At 56.9% G+C, this 18,677-nt stretch carries 17 protein-coding genes and 1 pseudogene; 16 read left to right on the forward strand and 2 right to left on the reverse strand.

The window, feature by feature from the left end; all coding sequences use genetic code 11:
* From L861_RS18155 to L861_RS18205, 11 genes are all read left to right on the forward strand, one after another.
* On the forward strand, window positions 1–865 hold an 865-nt coding region (locus L861_RS18155), incomplete at its 5' end, for an aldehyde dehydrogenase family protein (RefSeq protein WP_016418104.1).
* 326 nt (window positions 866–1,191) lie between these two features.
* Complete coding sequence (locus L861_RS18160) at window positions 1,192–2,187, forward strand: TRAP transporter substrate-binding protein (protein WP_051149362.1); 996 nt, start codon at window positions 1,192–1,194, stop codon at window positions 2,185–2,187.
* A 60-nt stretch (window positions 2,188–2,247) separates the two neighbouring features.
* On the forward strand, window positions 2,248–2,790 hold the full coding sequence (locus L861_RS18165; protein ID WP_016418107.1) for a TRAP transporter small permease: 543 nt from the start codon (window positions 2,248–2,250) through the stop codon (window positions 2,788–2,790).
* A 1-nt stretch (window position 2,791) separates the two neighbouring features.
* Window positions 2,792–4,072, forward strand: a complete 1,281-nt coding sequence (locus L861_RS18170) for a TRAP transporter large permease (protein ID WP_016418108.1) — start codon at window positions 2,792–2,794, stop codon at window positions 4,070–4,072.
* A gap of 34 nt (window positions 4,073–4,106) precedes the next feature.
* A complete protein-coding gene (locus L861_RS18175) occupies window positions 4,107–5,243 on the forward strand; it encodes a mandelate racemase/muconate lactonizing enzyme family protein (protein WP_016418109.1) in 1,137 nt (378 codons plus the stop codon).
* Between the two features lie 3 nt (window positions 5,244–5,246).
* Entirely contained in the window at window positions 5,247–6,110 is an 864-nt protein-coding gene (locus tag L861_RS18180; RefSeq protein WP_021029227.1) for an amidohydrolase family protein, read from the forward strand.
* Between the two features lie 41 nt (window positions 6,111–6,151).
* Window positions 6,152–6,952, forward strand: coding sequence for an NAD-dependent epimerase/dehydratase family protein (locus L861_RS18185; protein ID WP_016418111.1), 801 nt, complete (start codon window positions 6,152–6,154; stop codon window positions 6,950–6,952).
* A 207-nt stretch (window positions 6,953–7,159) separates the two neighbouring features.
* Complete coding sequence (locus tag L861_RS18190; protein ID WP_371827885.1) at window positions 7,160–7,933, forward strand: FadR/GntR family transcriptional regulator; 774 nt, start codon at window positions 7,160–7,162, stop codon at window positions 7,931–7,933.
* A 304-nt stretch (window positions 7,934–8,237) separates the two neighbouring features.
* The gene (locus L861_RS18195; protein ID WP_027947920.1) at window positions 8,238–9,047 is read left to right on the forward strand and encodes an alpha/beta fold hydrolase; all 810 of its coding nucleotides are present in this window, start codon (window positions 8,238–8,240) and stop codon (window positions 9,045–9,047) included.
* Entirely contained in the window at window positions 9,044–9,907 is an 864-nt protein-coding gene (locus L861_RS18200) for an alpha/beta fold hydrolase (RefSeq protein WP_016418114.1), read from the forward strand. Before L861_RS18195 ends, L861_RS18200 begins: the two co-directional genes overlap by 4 nt.
* A 9-nt stretch (window positions 9,908–9,916) precedes the next feature.
* Complete coding sequence (locus L861_RS18205) at window positions 9,917–11,002, forward strand: patatin-like phospholipase family protein (protein ID WP_016418115.1); 1,086 nt, start codon at window positions 9,917–9,919, stop codon at window positions 11,000–11,002.
* An 11-nt stretch (window positions 11,003–11,013) separates the two neighbouring features.
* On the opposite strand, the gene L861_RS18210 is transcribed toward L861_RS18205, so the two are convergent.
* Window positions 11,014–11,604, reverse strand: coding sequence for a Smr/MutS family protein (locus L861_RS18210; protein WP_016418116.1), 591 nt, complete (start codon window positions 11,602–11,604; stop codon window positions 11,014–11,016).
* A 166-nt stretch (window positions 11,605–11,770) separates the two neighbouring features.
* Here L861_RS18210 and prmB point away from each other — a divergent pair, with 166 nt between their 5' ends.
* The 5 genes and pseudogenes from prmB (at window position 11,771) to phaC (ending at window position 17,041) form a co-directional block, all read left to right on the forward strand.
* Window positions 11,771–12,724 (forward strand): 50S ribosomal protein L3 N(5)-glutamine methyltransferase, encoded by a 954-nt coding sequence (gene prmB, locus L861_RS18215; RefSeq protein WP_016418117.1) that lies wholly within the window; start codon window positions 11,771–11,773, stop codon window positions 12,722–12,724.
* 32 nt (window positions 12,725–12,756) lie between these two features.
* Window positions 12,757–13,842 (forward strand): chorismate synthase, encoded by a 1,086-nt coding sequence (gene aroC / locus L861_RS18220; RefSeq protein WP_016418118.1) that lies wholly within the window; start codon window positions 12,757–12,759, stop codon window positions 13,840–13,842.
* A gap of 77 nt (window positions 13,843–13,919) precedes the next feature.
* Window positions 13,920–14,321, forward strand: coding sequence for a hypothetical protein (locus tag L861_RS18225; RefSeq protein WP_016418119.1), 402 nt, complete (start codon window positions 13,920–13,922; stop codon window positions 14,319–14,321).
* A gap of 163 nt (window positions 14,322–14,484) precedes the next feature.
* Window positions 14,485–14,886, forward strand: a pseudogene (locus L861_RS18230) (phasin family protein); the annotation flags it as partial.
* A 268-nt stretch (window positions 14,887–15,154) separates the two neighbouring features.
* Entirely contained in the window at window positions 15,155–17,041 is a 1,887-nt protein-coding gene (phaC, locus tag L861_RS18235) for a class I poly(R)-hydroxyalkanoic acid synthase (RefSeq protein ID WP_016418121.1), read from the forward strand.
* Between the two features lie 115 nt (window positions 17,042–17,156).
* Here the strand turns inward: phaC and lnt are convergent, their stop codons facing one another.
* On the reverse strand, window positions 17,157–18,656 hold the full coding sequence (gene lnt, locus L861_RS18240) for an apolipoprotein N-acyltransferase (protein WP_051149363.1): 1,500 nt from the start codon (window positions 18,654–18,656) through the stop codon (window positions 17,157–17,159).
* Window positions 18,657–18,677 lie beyond the last annotated feature (21 nt).

An 18,677-nucleotide genomic window follows, 5' to 3' on the forward strand; every position in this document is an offset into this window, starting at 1 on the left:
CGGCTCGCGGCGCGGCGGCACCGCGCTGATGCGGACGGCGCAAAGCCGTCCCCAGCCGATTCCGGTCTATGCCGAGATGAGCTCGATCAACCCGGTGTTCCTGCTGCCGGAAGCGCTCAAGGCGCGTGGCCCGGAGATCGCCGAGGGCTTCGTCGCCTCGCTGACCATGGGCGCCGGCCAGTTCTGCACCAACCCCGGGCTACTGCTCGGCGTGAAGGGCGAGGCACTCGATGCCTTCCTCGCCGCCGCCGGTGAGGCGGTCAAGGCCAGCGCTGCGCAGACCATGCTCACGCCGGGCATTCATGGTGCCTACGAGGATGGCACTGGGGCTCTGGCTGGCCATCCCCAGGTCCGCGAAATCGCCCGTGGCCCGGCCGGTGACGGCCCCTACCAGTGTCAGGCAGCACTGTTCGCCGCCGCGGCCACCGACTTCCTTCTTGAGGAGGCGTTGCAGGCCGAGGTGTTCGGTGCCAGCGCACTGGTGGTCGAATGTGCCGACCTGGCAGATATGCAGCGTGTCGCCGCTCACCTCGAAGGCCAGCTCACCGCCACCCTACAGCTCGACGACGGTGATCTCGAGGCGGCCAAGGCACTGCTGCCGGTACTCGAGCGCAAGGCCGGGCGAGTGCTCGCCAACGGCTGGCCGACCGGGGTCGAGGTGTGTCACGCCATGGTCCACGGCGGGCCCTTCCCGGCGACCTCCGACAGTCGCACCACCTCGGTGGGCAGTGCCGCCATCCAGCGCTTCCTGCGCCCGGTGTGCTACCAGAACCTGCCGGCGGGGCTGTTGCCCCAGGCACTCGAGGACGGCAATCCGCTGGACGTGAGCCGGTTGGTGGATGGTAAGAGAGAGCTGAGCCGCTGATCGTCAGTATGTCTGGCCCACGGCTCGGTCACTGGCGAGTCGTGGTATAGCGCTGGGTGCTGAAGGTGCCCGGCGCCATTCGTCGCTTTACTCAGCGCCTCTCTAAGAGAGGTGCCCACCCGCCACCATCCTCCGGCATCATAGTTAGACTATCGTCTCCCTTGTCCTCCTTGTGAGGGGTGGTTAAGTTGTATGATGTATGACGATATCTGTCATTCTGCACTGAAAAAGCGTTATCGCGTATCGCCCTCCGTTATTGATGCCGACGCTCAAGGAGCAAGGCTAACTATAAATCCAAATTGAACGAGCCAATGAGGAAACACGTCATGCCAATAAAAATGCTTGTGAATCGAGCGACTAGTGTTGCCGCAGTCTCCAGCGCCATGATTGCCATGTCGCTTCCGGTGCAAGCCGAGAACTGGCGAGGCTGGAATATCCATCCGCCCGGTTATCCGAATACTGTCGCGCTCGAATCTTTTGCTGAAAACGTGGCCGAAAGAACGGAAGGGCGAGTGCATGCACAGGTATACAACAATGCAGTGCTTGGCGATCAGCCAGATGCCATCGAACAAACTCGCAATGGTGCGCTCGATTTCGGTAACTTCAATATGGGCCCCATGGGGCCGATCGTAAAAGAAACCAACGTGCTCTCCTTGCCGTTCATCTTCAGCAGTGTCGAGCATATGCATGACATCATGGATGGCGAAATCGGCCGGCGTTTTGCTGATGCCTTGGCCGAGAAGAACCTGATTGCCCTGTCATGGTTTGATTCCGGGGCTCGAAGCTTCTATAACACGAATCGCCCCATCAGCTCTCCGGCGGATGTTGAGGGCCTCAAGATTCGTGTCATGAACAATGACCTTTACGTCGACATGGTCGAGGCACTTGGCGGGAATGCCACTCCCATGGCTTATGGCGAGGTCTATCAGTCACTGAAGACTGGGGTTCTCGATGGGGCGGAAAACAATTACCCTTCTTTCCAGTCAAGTAACCACTACGAAGTCGCCGGGTTCTACTCCGTGACCCAGCATCTCATCATTCCCGAGTGCTTGTGCATTGCCAAAGCGAGTTGGGAAGCGCTTTCACCGGAAGATCAGGAGATCGTTCGCGAGGAAGCCATCAAGGCGGCGGAGATGCAGCGTCAACTGTGGGTGGAAGGTTCCAGAGAGAGTCGACAGATCGTGCTGGATGCTGGTGTCGAGATCAACGAAGTAGAAGACAAGTCGGCATTCCAGGAAAGGATGCAGCCTGTATACGAAGGGTTCATCGAGGAAAATCCTGATCTGGCAACTCTCGTTGAAGATATCAGGGCTACCAATTGACCTCTGGCGTGAATTCCCTCTCGGTGACATGAGTCATCGAGAGGGGGACAGGAGTGTGCCGTGAGAGCTTACTTTGACTCATCAGAGGCGCTTGTGAATCTTCCCTTGTTGCAGAAAAGGATCGGTCGTGTTCTGGATGGCATGGCCGGCCTGTGCCTGGTGCTGGCTGGCGTACTGCTTGTCTTTCTTATCGTCATATTTGGCTGGTTGGTATTTGGGCGATACGTGCTGAATAACACCCCCACCTGGGTTGAGCAGGCGTCTTTGCTGATGGTGGTCTACATCACATGTCTAGGGGCAGCAGCGGGGGTGAGGGGCAATACGCATCTCAGTATCGATTTCGTTCGTGAGGGGATGCCTAGGCCCATCAAGATAGGCTTTCGCTATATCGCTGATCTCTTTATCGTCATTTTTGGTGGCTTCATGACGTATCAAGGATGGGAGTTGGTCGCTTCCAACCTGGAAAGAGCCATCCCCATGATCGGTCTTTCCGAGAGTTGGCGTGCGGCACCTCTCGTCATTTGTGGAGGCCTGATGATGGTGTTCGCTGTTGCCAATATCGTGTCGCGTATTCTTGGCACGAACCGTCAAGAGGGGAGCTGACATGGGCCTCGCCATTCTTTTCGGACTATTCTTTCTCGGTCTGCTCGTGGGGGCTCCGGTAGCATTCTCGGTGGGTTTGGCCGCAGTGGTCACTTTCCTGTACGAAGGCCTGCCACTGTTCGTCGCATTTCAGCGAATCCTGTCGGGAATTTCCGTCTTTTCCTTGCTTGCCATACCGTTTTTCATCTTTGCCGGCGAATTGATGCTTCACGGTGGTATTTCCACTCGCCTGGTACGTCTGGCATCGGCAGCCGTGGGGAAGCTGAGGGGCGGCCTGGGTATCGTCAACGTCAGTTCATCCATGTTGTTCGGCGGCATTTCGGGGTCCGCCGTGGCGGATACGTCGGCACTCGGCTCCATCCTGGTGCCGGTCATGAAAGAGAAGGGGTACGATGCCGATTATGCGGTCAATGTCACCGTGACCTCATCCGTGGCCGGCGTTGTCATTCCGCCCAGCCATAATATGATCCTCTATGCCGTCGCTGCCGGTGGCGGGATATCGGTAACCCAGCTGTTCATTGCCGGTATCGTACCGGGAGTCCTGATGTGTCTGACTCTGGCGGTCGCCGCTTATCTGGTTGCGGTTCGTCGTGGCTATCAGGGGGAAACCTTCCCCGGGTGGGATGTCTTGATCGTTAGCCTTGCAGCGGCCCTGCCTGGCTTGTTGACGGCTGTCATCATCGTGGGTGGAGTGCTCTCCGGCATTCTCACGGTTACCGAGTCAGGTGCTTTTGGTGCCATCTATGCCATCGTCGTCACGGCGCTGGTTTACCGGGAGCTCAGGTGGGAGTCGTTCAAGGCGGCTGTCCTGCAGTCGGTGAGAACGACCGCGCTGGTCATGATCCTGGTAGGGTGTGCCTCGGCATTCTCGTACCTGCTGGCCCTGTATAACGTCCCGCAAATGCTAACCGATACGCTGATGGCATTATCGGACAATCCCATCGTCATTTTCCTGCTCCTGAATCTCCTGCTGCTTGGGCTTGGCATGATCATGGACATGGCGGCCCTCATCCTGATCTGTACGCCGATCTTTCTGCCGGTGGCCGTGCAGTTCGGCATGGATCCGATTCAGTTCGGCATCATCATGATGATGAACCTGGGGTTGGGCTTGTGCACACCTCCCGTGGGTGCCTGTCTGTTCGTTGGTTGCGTGATCGGCAAGATCAAGATCGAGCAGGCCGTTCGTACCATCTGGCCGTTCTACCTGGCGCTCTTCGTTGCGTTGATGTTGGTGACATACGTGCCTGCCGTGTCGATGACGTTGCCTGGGTTCTTCAGGTGACAGGTATGTCACGGAATAAAAGGATCAAGATCCAATGAAGATAGCAGCCGTACATACCCATATCCTCGATCACCTACTGGATACGGCGTTCGAAAGTGCTTCGATGCGTTTTACGAGACGTCAGCACTGTCTGGTCGAGGTCGTTTGCGACGATGGCACTGTTGGCTGGGGAGAGTGTCTTGGGCCGGCCAAGCTGAATGCCGCTGTTGTCGATGCTTATGCATCTGCCTTGATAGGGCAGGATCCATTGCAGACGGAAAGGATCTGGCTGGAACTCTACAACCTGTTGCGTGACCAGGGCCAACGCGGCCTGACCGTGACGGCCTTGAGCGGTATCGATATTGCCTTGTGGGATATCAAGGGCAAGCGATTCGATGCGCCTGTCTCGACACTCCTGGGGGGCAGGTTCCGCGACAGCGTGCGAGCGTATGCGACCGGCTCGTTCCGCCGAGAGGGCGTCGATCGTGTCAAGGATATTGCCAAGGAGGTGGCTGACTACCGCCATGAAGGGTTTCATGCCGTCAAGATCAAGATCGGCTTCGATGTCGAGGAAGACCTGCGTGTCATCGCCGCGGTACGTGAGGCGATTGGGCCCGAGCTACGTTTGATGATCGATGCCAACCATGGATATGACTATCTCGAGGCGATCGAGGTCGGTAAGCGCGCGGCTGAATATGACGTCGATTGGTTCGAGGAGCCGGTGCTGCCGGAGCAGATTTCTACCTATCGTGCCGTGCGCGATGGTCAGCCTATCCCGGTGGCAGGGGGAGAAACTTGGCATGGGCGTTATGCCATGCTCGAGCCTTTGGCGACACGTGCTGTGGATATCGTACAACCTGATATCTGTGGTGTTGGTGGTTTCACTGAAATACGGCGTGTAGCCGACATGGCGGCCATGCATGGCGTTCGGTTGGTGCCACACGTGTGGGGAACGGCTATCTGTCTCGCGGCCAGCTTGCAGTTCATGGCGGCTCTACTCCCCAACCCACCACGCCGTGATCCAATCGAACCCATCCTCGAGTTCGACCGTACCGAGAACCCATTCCGTCAGGCTGTCGTCACTACGCCCATCGAACACGTTGGGGGCGTCGTGGCCATTCCCGATGCTCCTGGATTGGGAATTGACGTCAATCGGGATGCGCTTGCCAAATTCGCTCTCAAGGAGTCGTGAGCCTTGGAAACGATACCACCCAACACAAGACCGCTGGATGGCCCGGCGCCGCGACTGGAAGCCCCTGCCGGTGCTACCGATTGTCATATTCATCTTTACTTACCTGGATATGAATCACAGCCAAATGGGCCAAAGATTCCTGAGTTGGCCACGGTAGAAAACTACCGACCGGTTCAGAAGCGCCTAGGCTTGGAACGCGTTGTGGTCACTCAGCCGAATGCCTATCAGTTCGATAATCGAGCGTTGCTGGAAGCCTTGGCCGAGATAGCGCCACAAACGGCACGTGGTGTAGCCGCAGTGGCACCAGACACGCCGAGAGATGAGTTGCAGGCTTGGCACGAAAAGGGAGTGCGTGGCGCACGGATCATGAACTTGCCAGGTGGCGCCGTGACGATAGACAAGATGCGCGATGTCGAGCGACTGATTCGACCGCTAGGCTGGCATTTGATGGTTCAGTTCAACGGCCGCTACCTCGACGACTATCTTGCCGATCTGCACAAGATCGAGAGTGAATACATCATCGACCATATCGGCAAGTTCATGGATCCCGTGGCAGCGGATGATTTCCGGGTCGATGACATTCTTCGGCTACTCGATCGGGGCAACGCTTGGTTCAAGGTCTGTGCGGGTTATGAAGCCAGTCTGACCGGAGGGCCCTATTATGAAGATGTAGGTGCCATCGCCAAGCGTGTCATCAAGCACGCTCCGGAACGCATCATCTGGGGAAGTAATTGGCCACACGTCGGGGTGCCGCGAGAACAGTACCCTGATGACGCTGAGCAGTTGGATGTATTGCTCGACTGGGCAAGCCCGGAGTTGCGCCGGAAGATACTGGTCGATAATCCTGCGGCTTTGTATGGCTTTTAATCGGCCACTCGTTGTCTTGTCAGAAACATAGGAGGAATTTAATGATTAACCGTCTGTTGGTAACCGGAGCTGCTGGTGGCATGGGGCGTATCATCAGGCCTTTCTTGTCACAACTGGCTAACAAGGTGCGGCTTTCCGATATCATTGATCTTGACGCTGCGGCCAGTCATGAGGAGATAGTTGTCTGTGATTTGACAGATGCCCAAGCCGTCAACGCCTTGGTCAAGGATTGCGACGCGGTCATCCATCTCGGCGGTGTTTCAGTGGAAAAGCCTTGGAACAGTATTCTCCAAGCCAATATCGTCGGTACCTACAACTTATACGAGGCGGCTAGGAACCTTGGTAAACCACGTATTATCTTTGCTAGCTCCAATCATACGACCGGCTATTATGAACGCACGTCAAAGTTGGATGCTGAAGTGCCACATCGCCCAGATTCTTTGTATGGTGTTTCAAAGTGCTTTGGTGAAGATCTTGCGTGTCTCTATTATTATAAGTTCGGTGTTGAAACCCTGAGTGTGCGTATTGGATGGTGCCATCCCAAACCCACGGATACACGCAAGATGGCTATCTGGTTGAGTGCCGAAGATTTCGTCAGCTTGGTTCAGCGTGCGCTTGTCACACCAAGATTGGCTTATACCGTAGTGTACGGTGTTTCGAACAACTCCGAACGTTGGTGGGACAATAGCAAGGCCTCGTTTCTTGGTTGGGTGCCAAAAGACAGCTCCGAGCCTTGGCGAGCCGAGATTGAAGGGGAAGCGATGGGGGGCGATCCCGAAGATCCGGCGGTTGTCTATCAAGGCGGTCCATTTGCCACTTCCGGCCATCCCGACGACGAATAGGTCGAATGCAAGAAAATTGATCATGTTGCTGCTTTTTGACGCATGAATATATCGAATGATGACGCGAAAATACAAAGGTTGTTGTTTATTTCATAACCTTTGTCGATGGTTAATGCTGCCGTTACAAATGGAGAAGGTGATATTGGCTCGTTGACAAGCTATGCATTATAATAAAAATCATACTTTTGAGTGCCGGACGTTACTAACATGGCAAAAGATACGGAAATGACAGTCAAGCTGGCGCCATTTGAGGTGAAGAAAATATCTCGTCAGGGAAGCCTTTCTCTTCACGTGGCGGACCAACTAGAGGCTCTGATCACGCAGGGAAGGGTTCCCGTAGGACAGAAATTGCCTACTGAAAACAGCTTGTGTGACTCTTTTGGTGTCAGCCGCACCGTCATTCGTGAGGCAATTACGCATCTCAAGTCGTTGGGACTGGTCGAAACCCGGCGAGGGGTTGGCACCACCGTATTGCGTTCGACCACGATCGAGGCGAGGCCGGCGGAGCGCATCAATCCGACCACGGTGGAGGATATCCTGCATGTCCTCGAGTTACGTTTGACTCTCGAGCCGGCCGCTGCCGAGTTAGCGGCCCTTCGTCACGATGAAGATGACCGTAAGGCGCTGCAAGCCCGACATGAGGCATTCATCAACGCCCATGCCGAGAAGTCTCAGGCACGGGTCGAGGATTACGAGTTCCATCACGCCATTGCCAAGGCGACCAAGAATCCCTTTTTCAATCGATTCTATGAACAGTTGAACCAGAGTGTCATTCCCCGGGCCAAGTTGCTCAGCATCGACATCAACCCGGCGGCATCGGAGCGCTATCTCGAACGTGTCCAGGAAGAGCATGCTTATATTCTCGAGGCCATTCTTTCCCGCGATGCGGAGGCTGCGCGCGAAACCATGTTCCAGCATCTCAACCGAGCTCGGAACATGTATGCCAAATACCGTGATCGCCAGGATGACTCCCGGATATGACGAGACCAGCCCTGTTGCCGGCCTCACGACCATCAATAGAAGGGGAGTGAGGGTATGGGTAACAAAGAAGAGGCGGTTAGCGAGCCAACCACAATCCAACGACCCCCGCCGCAATGACGGTGGCGAAGAACAGGCGGTTGCGCAAGCGTGTATCACGTGGCGGACGAGATTTGGACACTAAAGGCTCTCTGTCGTGTAGAGGGTGAGTAAAACAAGCGTTTCAATAGAGGGCGAAAACGATTAGGGTTAGATGGTAAACTCGTTAGTCTGCTATGGCTATCGCCTGCCCAGAGATGAATTCGCCATGTCCATTACCCCGATTCGTGATCGCTTGGTCTTTGCCCATGCCAATGGTTTCACTGGTGCCAGTTATCGCAGCTTTCTGTCACCGTTGGAGAGCCGCTTCGACGTGGTGCCACTCGATCGTCTGGGACATCATCCCAGCTATCCGGTAGGCCCCAACTGGTTGCGGCTGCGTGACGAGCTGTTGGCTCAATTGGAAGGGTGTCGGCGCCCTGTCATCGGTGTTGGCCATTCGATGGGTGGGGTATTGATGGTGATGGCCGCCGACGTCGCCCCCCAGTACTTTCGTTGTGTGCTGCTGCTGGACCCTCCTCTGATGCTGGGGTTGGATGCCTGGGCCATGAAGGCGGCCAAGGGCTTGGGGCTTGCAGACCGTGTGACACCGGCGGGCAAGAGCAAGGGGCGCCGAGCGATATGGCCCGACCGCGATGCCATGGGCCATTACTTACGTCGCCGGGCTCTGTTTCGACGCTTCACTGATGAGGCACTGCACGATTACATCGAGGGCAGTACGCGAATATTGGAGGACGGGCGTGCCGAATTGGTCTTCGATCCCGTGGTGGAAACGGAGATCTTTCGTCATTTACCCGATCATTTGCATGGCTTGCCGGGCCGTCTCAAGGTGCCGTTGGCACTATTGGCAGGGTCCGAGTCCGACTTGATCACTCCTCGTCGCCGCCGTCGACTCATGCGCCATGGGATACGTGTCGACGTAGTGCCCGGAGGGCATATGTTTCCCATGGAGTATCCCGACAGCACGCGTCGGGCTCTGCTGTCCACTTTGGATTCGCTACTGGAAGTCCCATCATGAGCAATCCTCATTCCCTGGCATTATCGAAAGATCGCTTGGCGGCGCTGGCTTGGGGTATGGAAACGGCACCCACATGGTTGGCGTTACATGGATGGCTAGACAATGCAGCCAGCTTCACCCGCTTGGCTCCCTTGCTGGTTGAGCGTCTAGGGATTCGAGTCGTGGCGGTCGATTTCTCCGGCCATGGCTTGTCGCGACGGCATCCCCCTGGAGCCGATTACGCCATCTGGGATTACATACATGATGTGCTCGATGCCTTGGAAAGTTTGAAGCTGGAACGAGCTACCCTCTTGGCTCATTCCATGGGCGCTGGAGTGGCCTGTCTGGTGGCGGCAGCACTTCCCGAGCGTGTCGATAGGTTGGTACTGATCGATGGTTTGGGGACCTTGACAACCCCGGCTACGGGTACCGCCGAACAATTGCGCAAAGGGCTGCTTGGTCATCGTCGCCTTGTTTCGCCGGCACCGCGCTATCCTGATATAGAGGCCGCCATTGCTGCCCGAGTGGCGGGTGGAGTGACACCATTGGATACCGATACGGCAACGCCGTTAGTGCAGCGTAACAGCAAGGTTCTGGAGGATGGGCATATCCAGTTGCGCACCGACCCGCGTCTGCTGCGTCCTTCGATGGTTCGCTTCTGCCCTGAGCAGGCACTGGAAATCCTGCAGGCTATCAAGGTGCCCACACTACTGGTCGAAGGAGAGAACGGCATTCTTGGGGAGCGCCCCATGGCAGTCGCAGCGCGGGAGGCGCTATCTGGATTGCAACGGAATGTATTGCCGGGAGGGCATCATCTGCACTTGGAGGCGACGGCGGTTGGAGGGGTGGCTGAGGCGATAGCGTGTTGGCGCGATGGATGAGGTGATGACATGACAGCCAAGCAGGGTGGTAGTAAACGCGTGGCGCTGGTGCTGGGCAGTGGTGGGGCGCGCGGTTATGCGCATATCGGTGTAATCGACGAACTTCTGGAGCGCGGCTACGAGATAGTAGCAATTTCAGGTTGTTCGATGGGCGCTCTCGTTGGAGGGGTTTATGCCACAGGACAATTGGAAGGGTACCGTAACTGGGTGTGTCAACTCGATTATTTCGATGTGCTCAGCTTGGTCGATGTGACCTGGAGCCCGATGGGTGCCATGCGCGCCAACAAGGTAATGAACAAGCTCGAGGGGTTGATTGGTGACACGCTCATGGAAAATCTCTCGATCCCCCTGACCACTGTGGCTACCGACCTGGTACGCCAGCGTGAGGTTTGGTTTCAGAGTGGATCGCTGTTGCGTGCCATTCGGGCATCGATCGCGGTACCCGGCATCATTACGCCAGTGCATATTGGTGAACAGATATTGGTGGATGGGGGCTTGATGAATCCACTGCCGATCATTCCGACCGTTTCGGCACATGCCGATTTGATTCTGGCAGTCAATGCGACAGCCCAAAGTCCTTATCCCATTCGTCTGGAAGATTTGTTACCGCCGTTGGAGGCTGCTGCGGAAGAGGCGCGAGAGAAAGAGCTGGAAGCCCAAGGCAATGGCTTTGGCGCCTGGATCGGTGGGGTTCGGGATCAGGTACAGCGCATGTTTTGGGGCTCAGGGGACGAGGAAGCACTGGATGATCACAGTGAACAAAGCGTTAAGCAGCGTGCCTGGGGACGGCTCGACATGATGCTGGCCTCATTCGACATCACTCAGGCGACACTTGCCAGGTATAAGGTGGCCGGATATCCCCCGGATGTACTGATCGAAATCCCCAAGACGGTCTGTGGTGCTTACGAGTTCCATCGTGCCGAGGGACTGATCAAACTAGGGCGGCATTTGGCGAACGAAGCTCTGGATCACTATGAAGGTCGCCCTGGTGCTGCTAACCCGAGGATGGGGGCCGTGACCATCAAGCCCAAGCCCTCAGCCGTGGAAAAAGGTGTTTCACCCGAGGGGCACGATTTGAAAGGAGAGGAAGCCTGAAGGGAAGGGGGTCACAGGGCCTCACCACGTCGGCGCAACAGTATGTAGAGTGCCCCGGTGCCACCATCCGCTTCACGGGTTGAGCAAAAGGCCAGCACGCTGGGCCATTCGCGAAGCCAGGCATTGACGTGGCTTTTGATCACAGGATAGTCGCTCACGCCACTTGCAGTGTTGCTGCGTGATTTGCCATGGACGACCAGCACGCAGCGCGTCCTTTCGGCTGCAGCATCGCGCAGGAAACTTTCCAATTCGATTCGAGCCTCGTCGAGGGTATAGCCATGCAAGTCGAGCCCCGCCTCCCAAGGAATGTGGCCGCGTTTGAGCTGTACATGGGTGCGATAGGGTAGATCGGGGACGGCGAAATCGAGGAATTCGGAAGGGCGTACGACCTCGACGCGACCATCCGATGTACGGCTGTTGGGCTGGCTAGGAGATGCGGCTGTGGCGGCAGCACGGCGTTCGACGAAGGCGGTGTGTCGATTATCGCGAGGCTTGCCGGGATCGGCACGATTGGCCTTCAGACGCTTCACGCCGGCGCCTTCCAGGGCCTGACGGAATGCGCCGATGTCTTCTTCGTTTGGTTGGCCTCGGCGTCGGCTCATGAATGTTCTCTTCTGTCGGTAGGAATGCCGGGGACACGAATGTTCCAGATGATGGTCAGTATAACGTCTCCTCGATGCGGGAAACCATTGGCGTGGTTGTGACTGTGAAGCCGAGGCTCGGAAGGTTACAATGCCAGTTTCGTCACCATCGTTCACAGGATTCCGCGTGACCGCTTCCCGACCCGATGTCGCTTCGACTCTGACGCTAACCGACGCCGAGATCAGCGAGAGCTTGTTTACCTTGCGTGATTGTCTGCGCTGGGCGACCAGCGAGTTTCACGCTCATGGACTGCATTATGGCCATGGCACCGACTCTCCTTGGGACGAAGCGGTGGCGTTGGTGCTAGGTGCTCTCCATCTGCCTTGGAATGTCGATCCTGCAGTGCTCGAGGCACGTTTGTTGCCCATGGAGCGCTCGCGGATCGTGGCACTGGTGCGCGCGCGTATCGAGACGCGGCGCCCCTTGCCCTATCTCCTTGGCGAAGCTTTTTTCGCCGGCTATCCCTTCAACGTCGATGACCGTGTCTTGATCCCGCGCTCCCCGATAGCCGAACTGATCGAGCACGGTTTCGCCGCCTGGTTTTCCGAGGAACCACCAGCCAGAGTTCTCGACTTGTGCTGTGGATCGGGCTGTATCGGAATTGCCACGGCGCTGCATCTCCTCACCGCCGAAGTCGATCTGGCAGATATCAGTCTGGAAGCGCTGAACGTGGCCAAGGCTAATATTACTCGCCACGATGTAGGAGCCCGCGTGCGTGCCGTCGCATCCGATGTCTTCAGTGGTGTGGTCGGTCAGCGCTACGACCTGATCGTTTCCAATCCTCCGTATGTGGATGCTCGTGATCTGGCGACCATGCCGGCCGAGTTTCTTCATGAGCCGGCGATGGCACTGGGTGCCGGGAACGATGGACTGGATATCGTACGCCGCATCCTGCGTGAGGCTCGCGCACACCTTCGCGACAGCGGCGTGCTGATCGTCGAGGTCGGCAATTCGGATCGCCACCTGGAGGCCACTTTCCCTGATGTGCCGTTCCTATGGCTGGAATTCGAGCGCGGTGGCCATGGGGTCTTCGCGCTGACCGCACAAGAACTCGACGCTCACGCGGCGTCCTTCGCCTGATTCCCTGTCTTGAGAGCTTTGAGGAACGCCCCATGTCCGGCAATACCTTCGGAAAGCTGTTTACCGTCACCACCTTCGGTGAAAGTCATGGTCCTGCCTTGGGAGCGATCGTCGATGGCTGTCCTCCTGGCCTGGAACTCTCCGAAGTCGACTTGCAGCAGGATCTCGATCGCCGTCGTCCCGGCACCTCACGACATACTACCCAGCGCCGCGAACCGGACCAGGTGAGGATTCTCTCCGGAGTATTCGAGGGGGTGACCACCGGCACTCCCATCGGGTTGCTGATCGAGAATACCGACCAGCGTTCCAAGGACTACTCTCAGATCAAGGATCGCTTCCGTCCCTCTCACGCTGACTACACTTACCACCACAAGTATGGTGTGCGCGACTATCGTGGCGGGGGGCGCTCCAGCGCTCGTGAGACCGCCATGCGTGTGGCCGCTGGGGCGATCGCCAAGAAGTACCTGGCCACTCAGGGTATTCAGGTGCGTGGCTATATGAGCCAACTCGGCCCTATCGATATCGATTTCAAGAGTTGGGAGGCGGTCGACGATAACGCCTTCTTCTGTCCCGATCCGCAAAAGGTGCCGGAGCTCGAGGCTTTCATGGATCAGTTGCGTCGCGACCAGGACTCGGTTGGCGCACGAATTACCGTGGTAGCGGAGGGTGTGCCGGTAGGGTTGGGTGAGCCGATCTTCGATCGTCTGGATGCCGAACTCGCGCATGGATTGATGAGCATCAACGCGGTCAAGGGTGTGGAGATTGGTGATGGTTTCGCTGCGGTAACTCAACGCGGCAGTGAGCATCGTGACGAGTTGACTCCCGAGGGGTTCACTTCCAATCATGCCGGAGGGGTGTTGGGGGGGATCTCCTCCGGCCAGCCCCTGATCGCTCACCTAGCGCTCAAACCCACTTCCAGCATCACCATTCCGGGGCGTTCCATCGATGTGCATGGCAATGCGGTAGAGGTGGTTACCAAAGGGCGTCACGATCCTTGTGTCGGAATTCGTGCCACACCGATTGCCGAGGCGATGATGGCGTTGACCTTGATGGATCACCTGTTGCGACATCGTGCCCAGAATGCGGATGTCCAAGTATCGACTCCACGCTTACGCTGAGCTGATAGGATAGGCTCTCGAAAGTAGATGCGGATGCTACACTAGGGACAAGTTTCCTCCAGTCGAGTCACCGCCTCATGAAAATAAATGTCGAATTCGATCTTACTCCAGCCGAGTTTCGTCAGGCCTTGGGCCTGCCTGATGTTGACGCTTTTCAGAAGGAATTGATGTCGCGTGTTCAGCAGCAGATGGAAGCCGGGGTCGAAGGTTACGACCCCATGAGTCTGTTGCAGCCCTTCCTCCAACAGCAGCCGTTCATGCAGCAACCTTTCTTCAAGGATGGTATGGCCAAAGGGTTGGCCAGTTTCGGTAACTACCAGCAGATGATGCTCGACATGTTGCGGCAAGCCGCCAGTGCGTCTTCATCGTCCGAAAAGGAGACATCGCAAGAATCGCAAGGCAGAGGCGGTTCGAGTTCCTCGAAACGAGGCAGTGGTTCGGCTGCTGCCAGCTCGCGTGCCAATCGCAAGTCGGAATAGAGAACGTTCGAATATCGGAGAATGGTTTGCAAGACGATGATCATGATCAAACTTTTACGTTGTCATCGTATTGCAACGCGGGCGAGGGCAGACTACGCTTTGTGCATTGCAGCAAAGTGGTATTCATGCTGTCATGACATCGATCCGCCAGGAGGGACCTACCATGCAAGACAAGATGTTTGACGCCTTCACTGAACAGACCCGTAACTTCTTCGAGCCGATGCGCAAGCTCAATGGGTTGATGCTGGACAACATGGAAAAGATGACCCAGTACCAACTGGAGTCCATGAAGCGTTACAGTCAGCTGGGCACAGAGCGTGTACGCGATGCCAGTGAGATCAAGGATGCTGAGGATTTGCGTGACTTTGGCACTCGCCAGGCCGCCATCATGAACGAGTTGTCCAAGCAGATGCTCGAGGATGCCCGTGCCATGACTGAGCTGAGCATGCAATTCAAGAGTGAAATGGATAAGCTCTTTGTCGAAACCGGGCAGCAGACCGCCGAGCAGACTACTGCCGCCGCCAAGGCGGCCAAGCCTGAACCCGCTACGGCAGCATCGGCCAGAGCAACGGCAACCAAGGCTGAATCCACCAAGACGGCGACAACCAAATCCGAGCCCGCCAAGGCGACAGTCAAGCCTGAACCCGCCAAGGCGGAGGAGACCAAGCCTGAGCCTGCCAAAGCGACACCGACCAAGACGTCGAGTCAGTCAACACGCAAGAATTCGTGAGGACAGCAAGAGTCGGTGTACTGGCTCTTGTCGTAGTGGCCATTGACGTCAATGGTCAACCAGGAGCTGGGCATTATACGTAAGGACCACAGAGGAGGGGCCAATGCAGCCAGGTTTTCAGCAGCCTTCACAAGCCGATTCAGAAGAGTGGGCACAACAGCTCGATGCAATCGGCAAGGAATATCAGGTCTTGATGCAAGAGATGCTGGCTCGCATGTTGCCCAGCGAAGCGGGCAAGACGATTTACGCTGACATGCGCGACACATTCCAGGCGGGGCTGGAAGCCTTGATGCGTAATCCGCAAGCACTGTTCGAGGCTCAGACGCGGCTGGTCGAGGACCAAGCCTTGCTATGGCAGCATGGCTTGCGAGCTTTGGCCGGAGAGGAGGTGCAGCCGTTGGTCGAGCCCGCGCGCCATGATCGTCGATTCAAGGATGAGGCCTGGCACAATGACCCCTTCTATCATGCCATTCTGCAGCAGTATCTACTGTTCGTGCGTCTAGTGGAGGATTTGCTTGCCAACCTGGAAGGGCTCTCACCGGATCAGCAGCGCAATCTGGAGTTCTATGCCCGCCAGTGCGTAAGCGCTATGGCGCCATCCAACTTCGTTACCACCAATCCGGAAGTCATGCGCCTGACCCTGGAAACGAAAGGGCAAAACCTGCTTGATGGCTTGGCGCGACTACGTGAAGACTTGGCCAATTCGGCGGATGGTCTCAATGTCACGATGACCGATCGTGAAGCCTTTCGTGTCGGCGAGAATGTTGCCGTGACGCCGGGCAGCGTGGTCTATGAGAACGAATTGATCCAGCTGATCCAGTATCGACCCAGCACCGAGAAGGTGTTTAAGACACCGTTGCTGATCGTGCCGCCGTGGATCAACAAGTACTACATTCTCGACTTGCGTGAGGACAACTCCTTGGTCAAGTGGCTGGTCGACCAAGGGCATAGCGTATTCCTGATTTCCTGGCGCAATCCTGGCCCCGAGCAGCGCGATCTGACATGGGCCGACTATATGCAGCTTGGTCCTATCGATGCCATGGGGGCCATTGAGCAGGCTTGTGGCGAAAAGTCGGTGAACCTCCTCAGTTACTGCATTGGAGGGACCTTGGCAGCGACTACGGTGGCTTACCTGACCAGCACCCGGCGCGGGCGTAAAGTCCGTTCAGTGACTTACATGGCTACGCTGCAGGATTTCAGTGATCCTGGCGAGCTCGGTGTTTTCCTGTCGGAGCCGGTGCTACAAGGGCTTGAGCGTCAATTGGAGGCTGATGGCTATCTCGATGGCCGGGTCATGGCCTTCACTTTCAACCTGCTGCGCGAGAATGATCTGTTCTGGTCGTTCTATATCAGCAATTACCTCAAAGGCGAGGCGCCGGCGCCCTTCGACCTGTTGTACTGGAACACCGACGGTACCAACCTGCCGGCCGGCACTCACGGCTGGTATCTGCGCCATATGTATCTTGAGAATCGCCTAATCGAGCCAGGCGGTATCGAGCTCGATGGCGTCAAGATCGACCTGCGCAAGGTCTCCACACCGAGCTACTTCGTCTCCACACGTGACGACCATATTGCCAAGTGGAACAGTACCTATGGTGGTACTCAACTTCCCAAGGGGCCTGTGACCTTCGTGCTGGGCGGTTCCGGACATATCGCCGGTATCGTCAATCCTCCGCACAAGAACAAGTACGGCTACTGGACCAATGATTCGCTGCCACCCGGCCCCGATGAGTGGTTCGAGGGCGCTACCTTCAACGAAGGCTCGTGGTGGCCACACTGGCAAGCCTGGATGACCGACAATGGTTATGTCGACCCTGAGAAGCTGGTACCGGCCCGAGAGCCGGGTGACGGTGAACTCCCTCTGTTGGAGGCAGCGCCGGGTCGCTATGTCCGTCAGACCATTCCCGAAGTGCTTGGTGAAGTGCCTCCTAAGTCGGAAGATTCGGCTCGCGCCGAGACAGAAGGCGAGCGGGAAGTAAGTGGGAAGTAGCACGAGAGAAGAAAGAAGTAGGAAGACGGAAGAAGAACCGACAGAGCCCGCTATGTAATGTAGCGGGCTCTTTCCATGAAACCTTGGCCAATAACTGAATAGATATGCTGTGTCTTTACTCTTCCTTCTTATTCCTTCCTTCTCTTTTTCCTTCCTTCTTCCTTCTTATCCCCGGCAACACCAGCAGGGTAGAGAGCAGCCAAGCTGGCCAACTACCAGTGCGAGTGAAGGGGGTCAACCCATCCATGGCGGTGACTTCGGCCTGAATGCTGGTGGTCTCGAATTGGGGAGCGCGTGCGATGATCCGTCCTTGTGGGTCGATGACCGCAGTGACGCCGTTGCTGGTGGCACGCATCACGTAGCGGCCATTCTCCAGTGCACGCAAGCGAGCCATCTGTAGATGCTGTAGCGGGCCGATGGATTCGCCAAACCAAGTATCGTTGGACACCGTCAACAGAATGTCAGCTTCTCGAGCGCGATTGGCCACCAAGTCAGGATAGATGATCTCGTAGCAAACGGCACTGCCGATGGTGAGGCCGGCGGCACGAATCGGTGTCTGGACTTCTTTGCCGGAGGAGAAGCTCGACATGGGCAGATCGAAGAAGGCAATCACTCCTCGTAGCAAGCTCTCCAAGGGCAGGTATTCACCGAATGGAACCAAGTGCTCCTTGCGATATTCACCTTCGACCTCTCCGACACCAATCACACTGTTGAAGAAACGACCTTCCTGATCCCGCTGGACGATACCCGTCAGCAGGGCGGTTTCTGGTGCCATGGTGGCCTGGACCCGTTCGAGTACCGGCAAGGCATCTTGTTCCAACATTGGCAGGGCGGTTTCAGGCCACACGATCAGGTCGATCTCATCGCCTTGAGAGCGGGTCAACTGGGTATAGGTATTGGCGGCAGTGCGTTGCCCTTCCGAGGTCCATTTGATGAGCTGGGGCAGGTTGCCTTGCAGCAGTGCTACCCGGATAGGAGGCTCGCGAGAAGTCGTCCATTGCGTGGGCAGTGCGAGTGGCACGAGCCATAGAGCAGCGATCGCTACACCGGCAGACCAGCGCCGGCGCAGGAATTCCACGCCTAGGGTACCAGTGAGGGCTGTGATCAAGCTCAATGCATAGACACCACCGACTGGAGCCCAGGGCGCTAACGGTGAATCCACTTGGCCGCTCCCTAGTAGCAGCCATGGGAAGCCGGTGAAGGCATAGGTTCGCAGGACTTCACCCAGTACCCAGGTGCCGGCGAAGGTCAGAGCTGCCAGATGAGGGCCGCTTAGGCGTCTGTAGAGCCATAGGACCACGGCAGGGAATAGTGCCAAGGTGACCACGAACAGCACGGTGAGGAACACCGCCAGGGGAACGCCGGTATAGCCGTAGTCGTGAATCGATACATAAATCCAGGAAGTGCCGGAACCGAACAGGCCGACACCATACCACCAGCCCTTGAAGGCGGCTTGGCCGGGTGTTAGGGCATGAATGCCCAGATACATCAGGCCGACGGCCACTGGCCCCAGCCACCATAGCGAGAAAGGAGAAGCGGTTAGGGTAGTCAAGCCGCCGGCAACCAAAGCGATCAAGTAGCCGAGCGCAGGGGTGAGACGCAGTTCACTCATCATCGATCCTTGATATGGGCTGAA

The organism is Litchfieldella anticariensis FP35 = DSM 16096 (assembly GCF_000409775.1).
GTDB lineage: Bacteria > Pseudomonadota > Gammaproteobacteria > Pseudomonadales > Halomonadaceae > Litchfieldella > Litchfieldella anticariensis.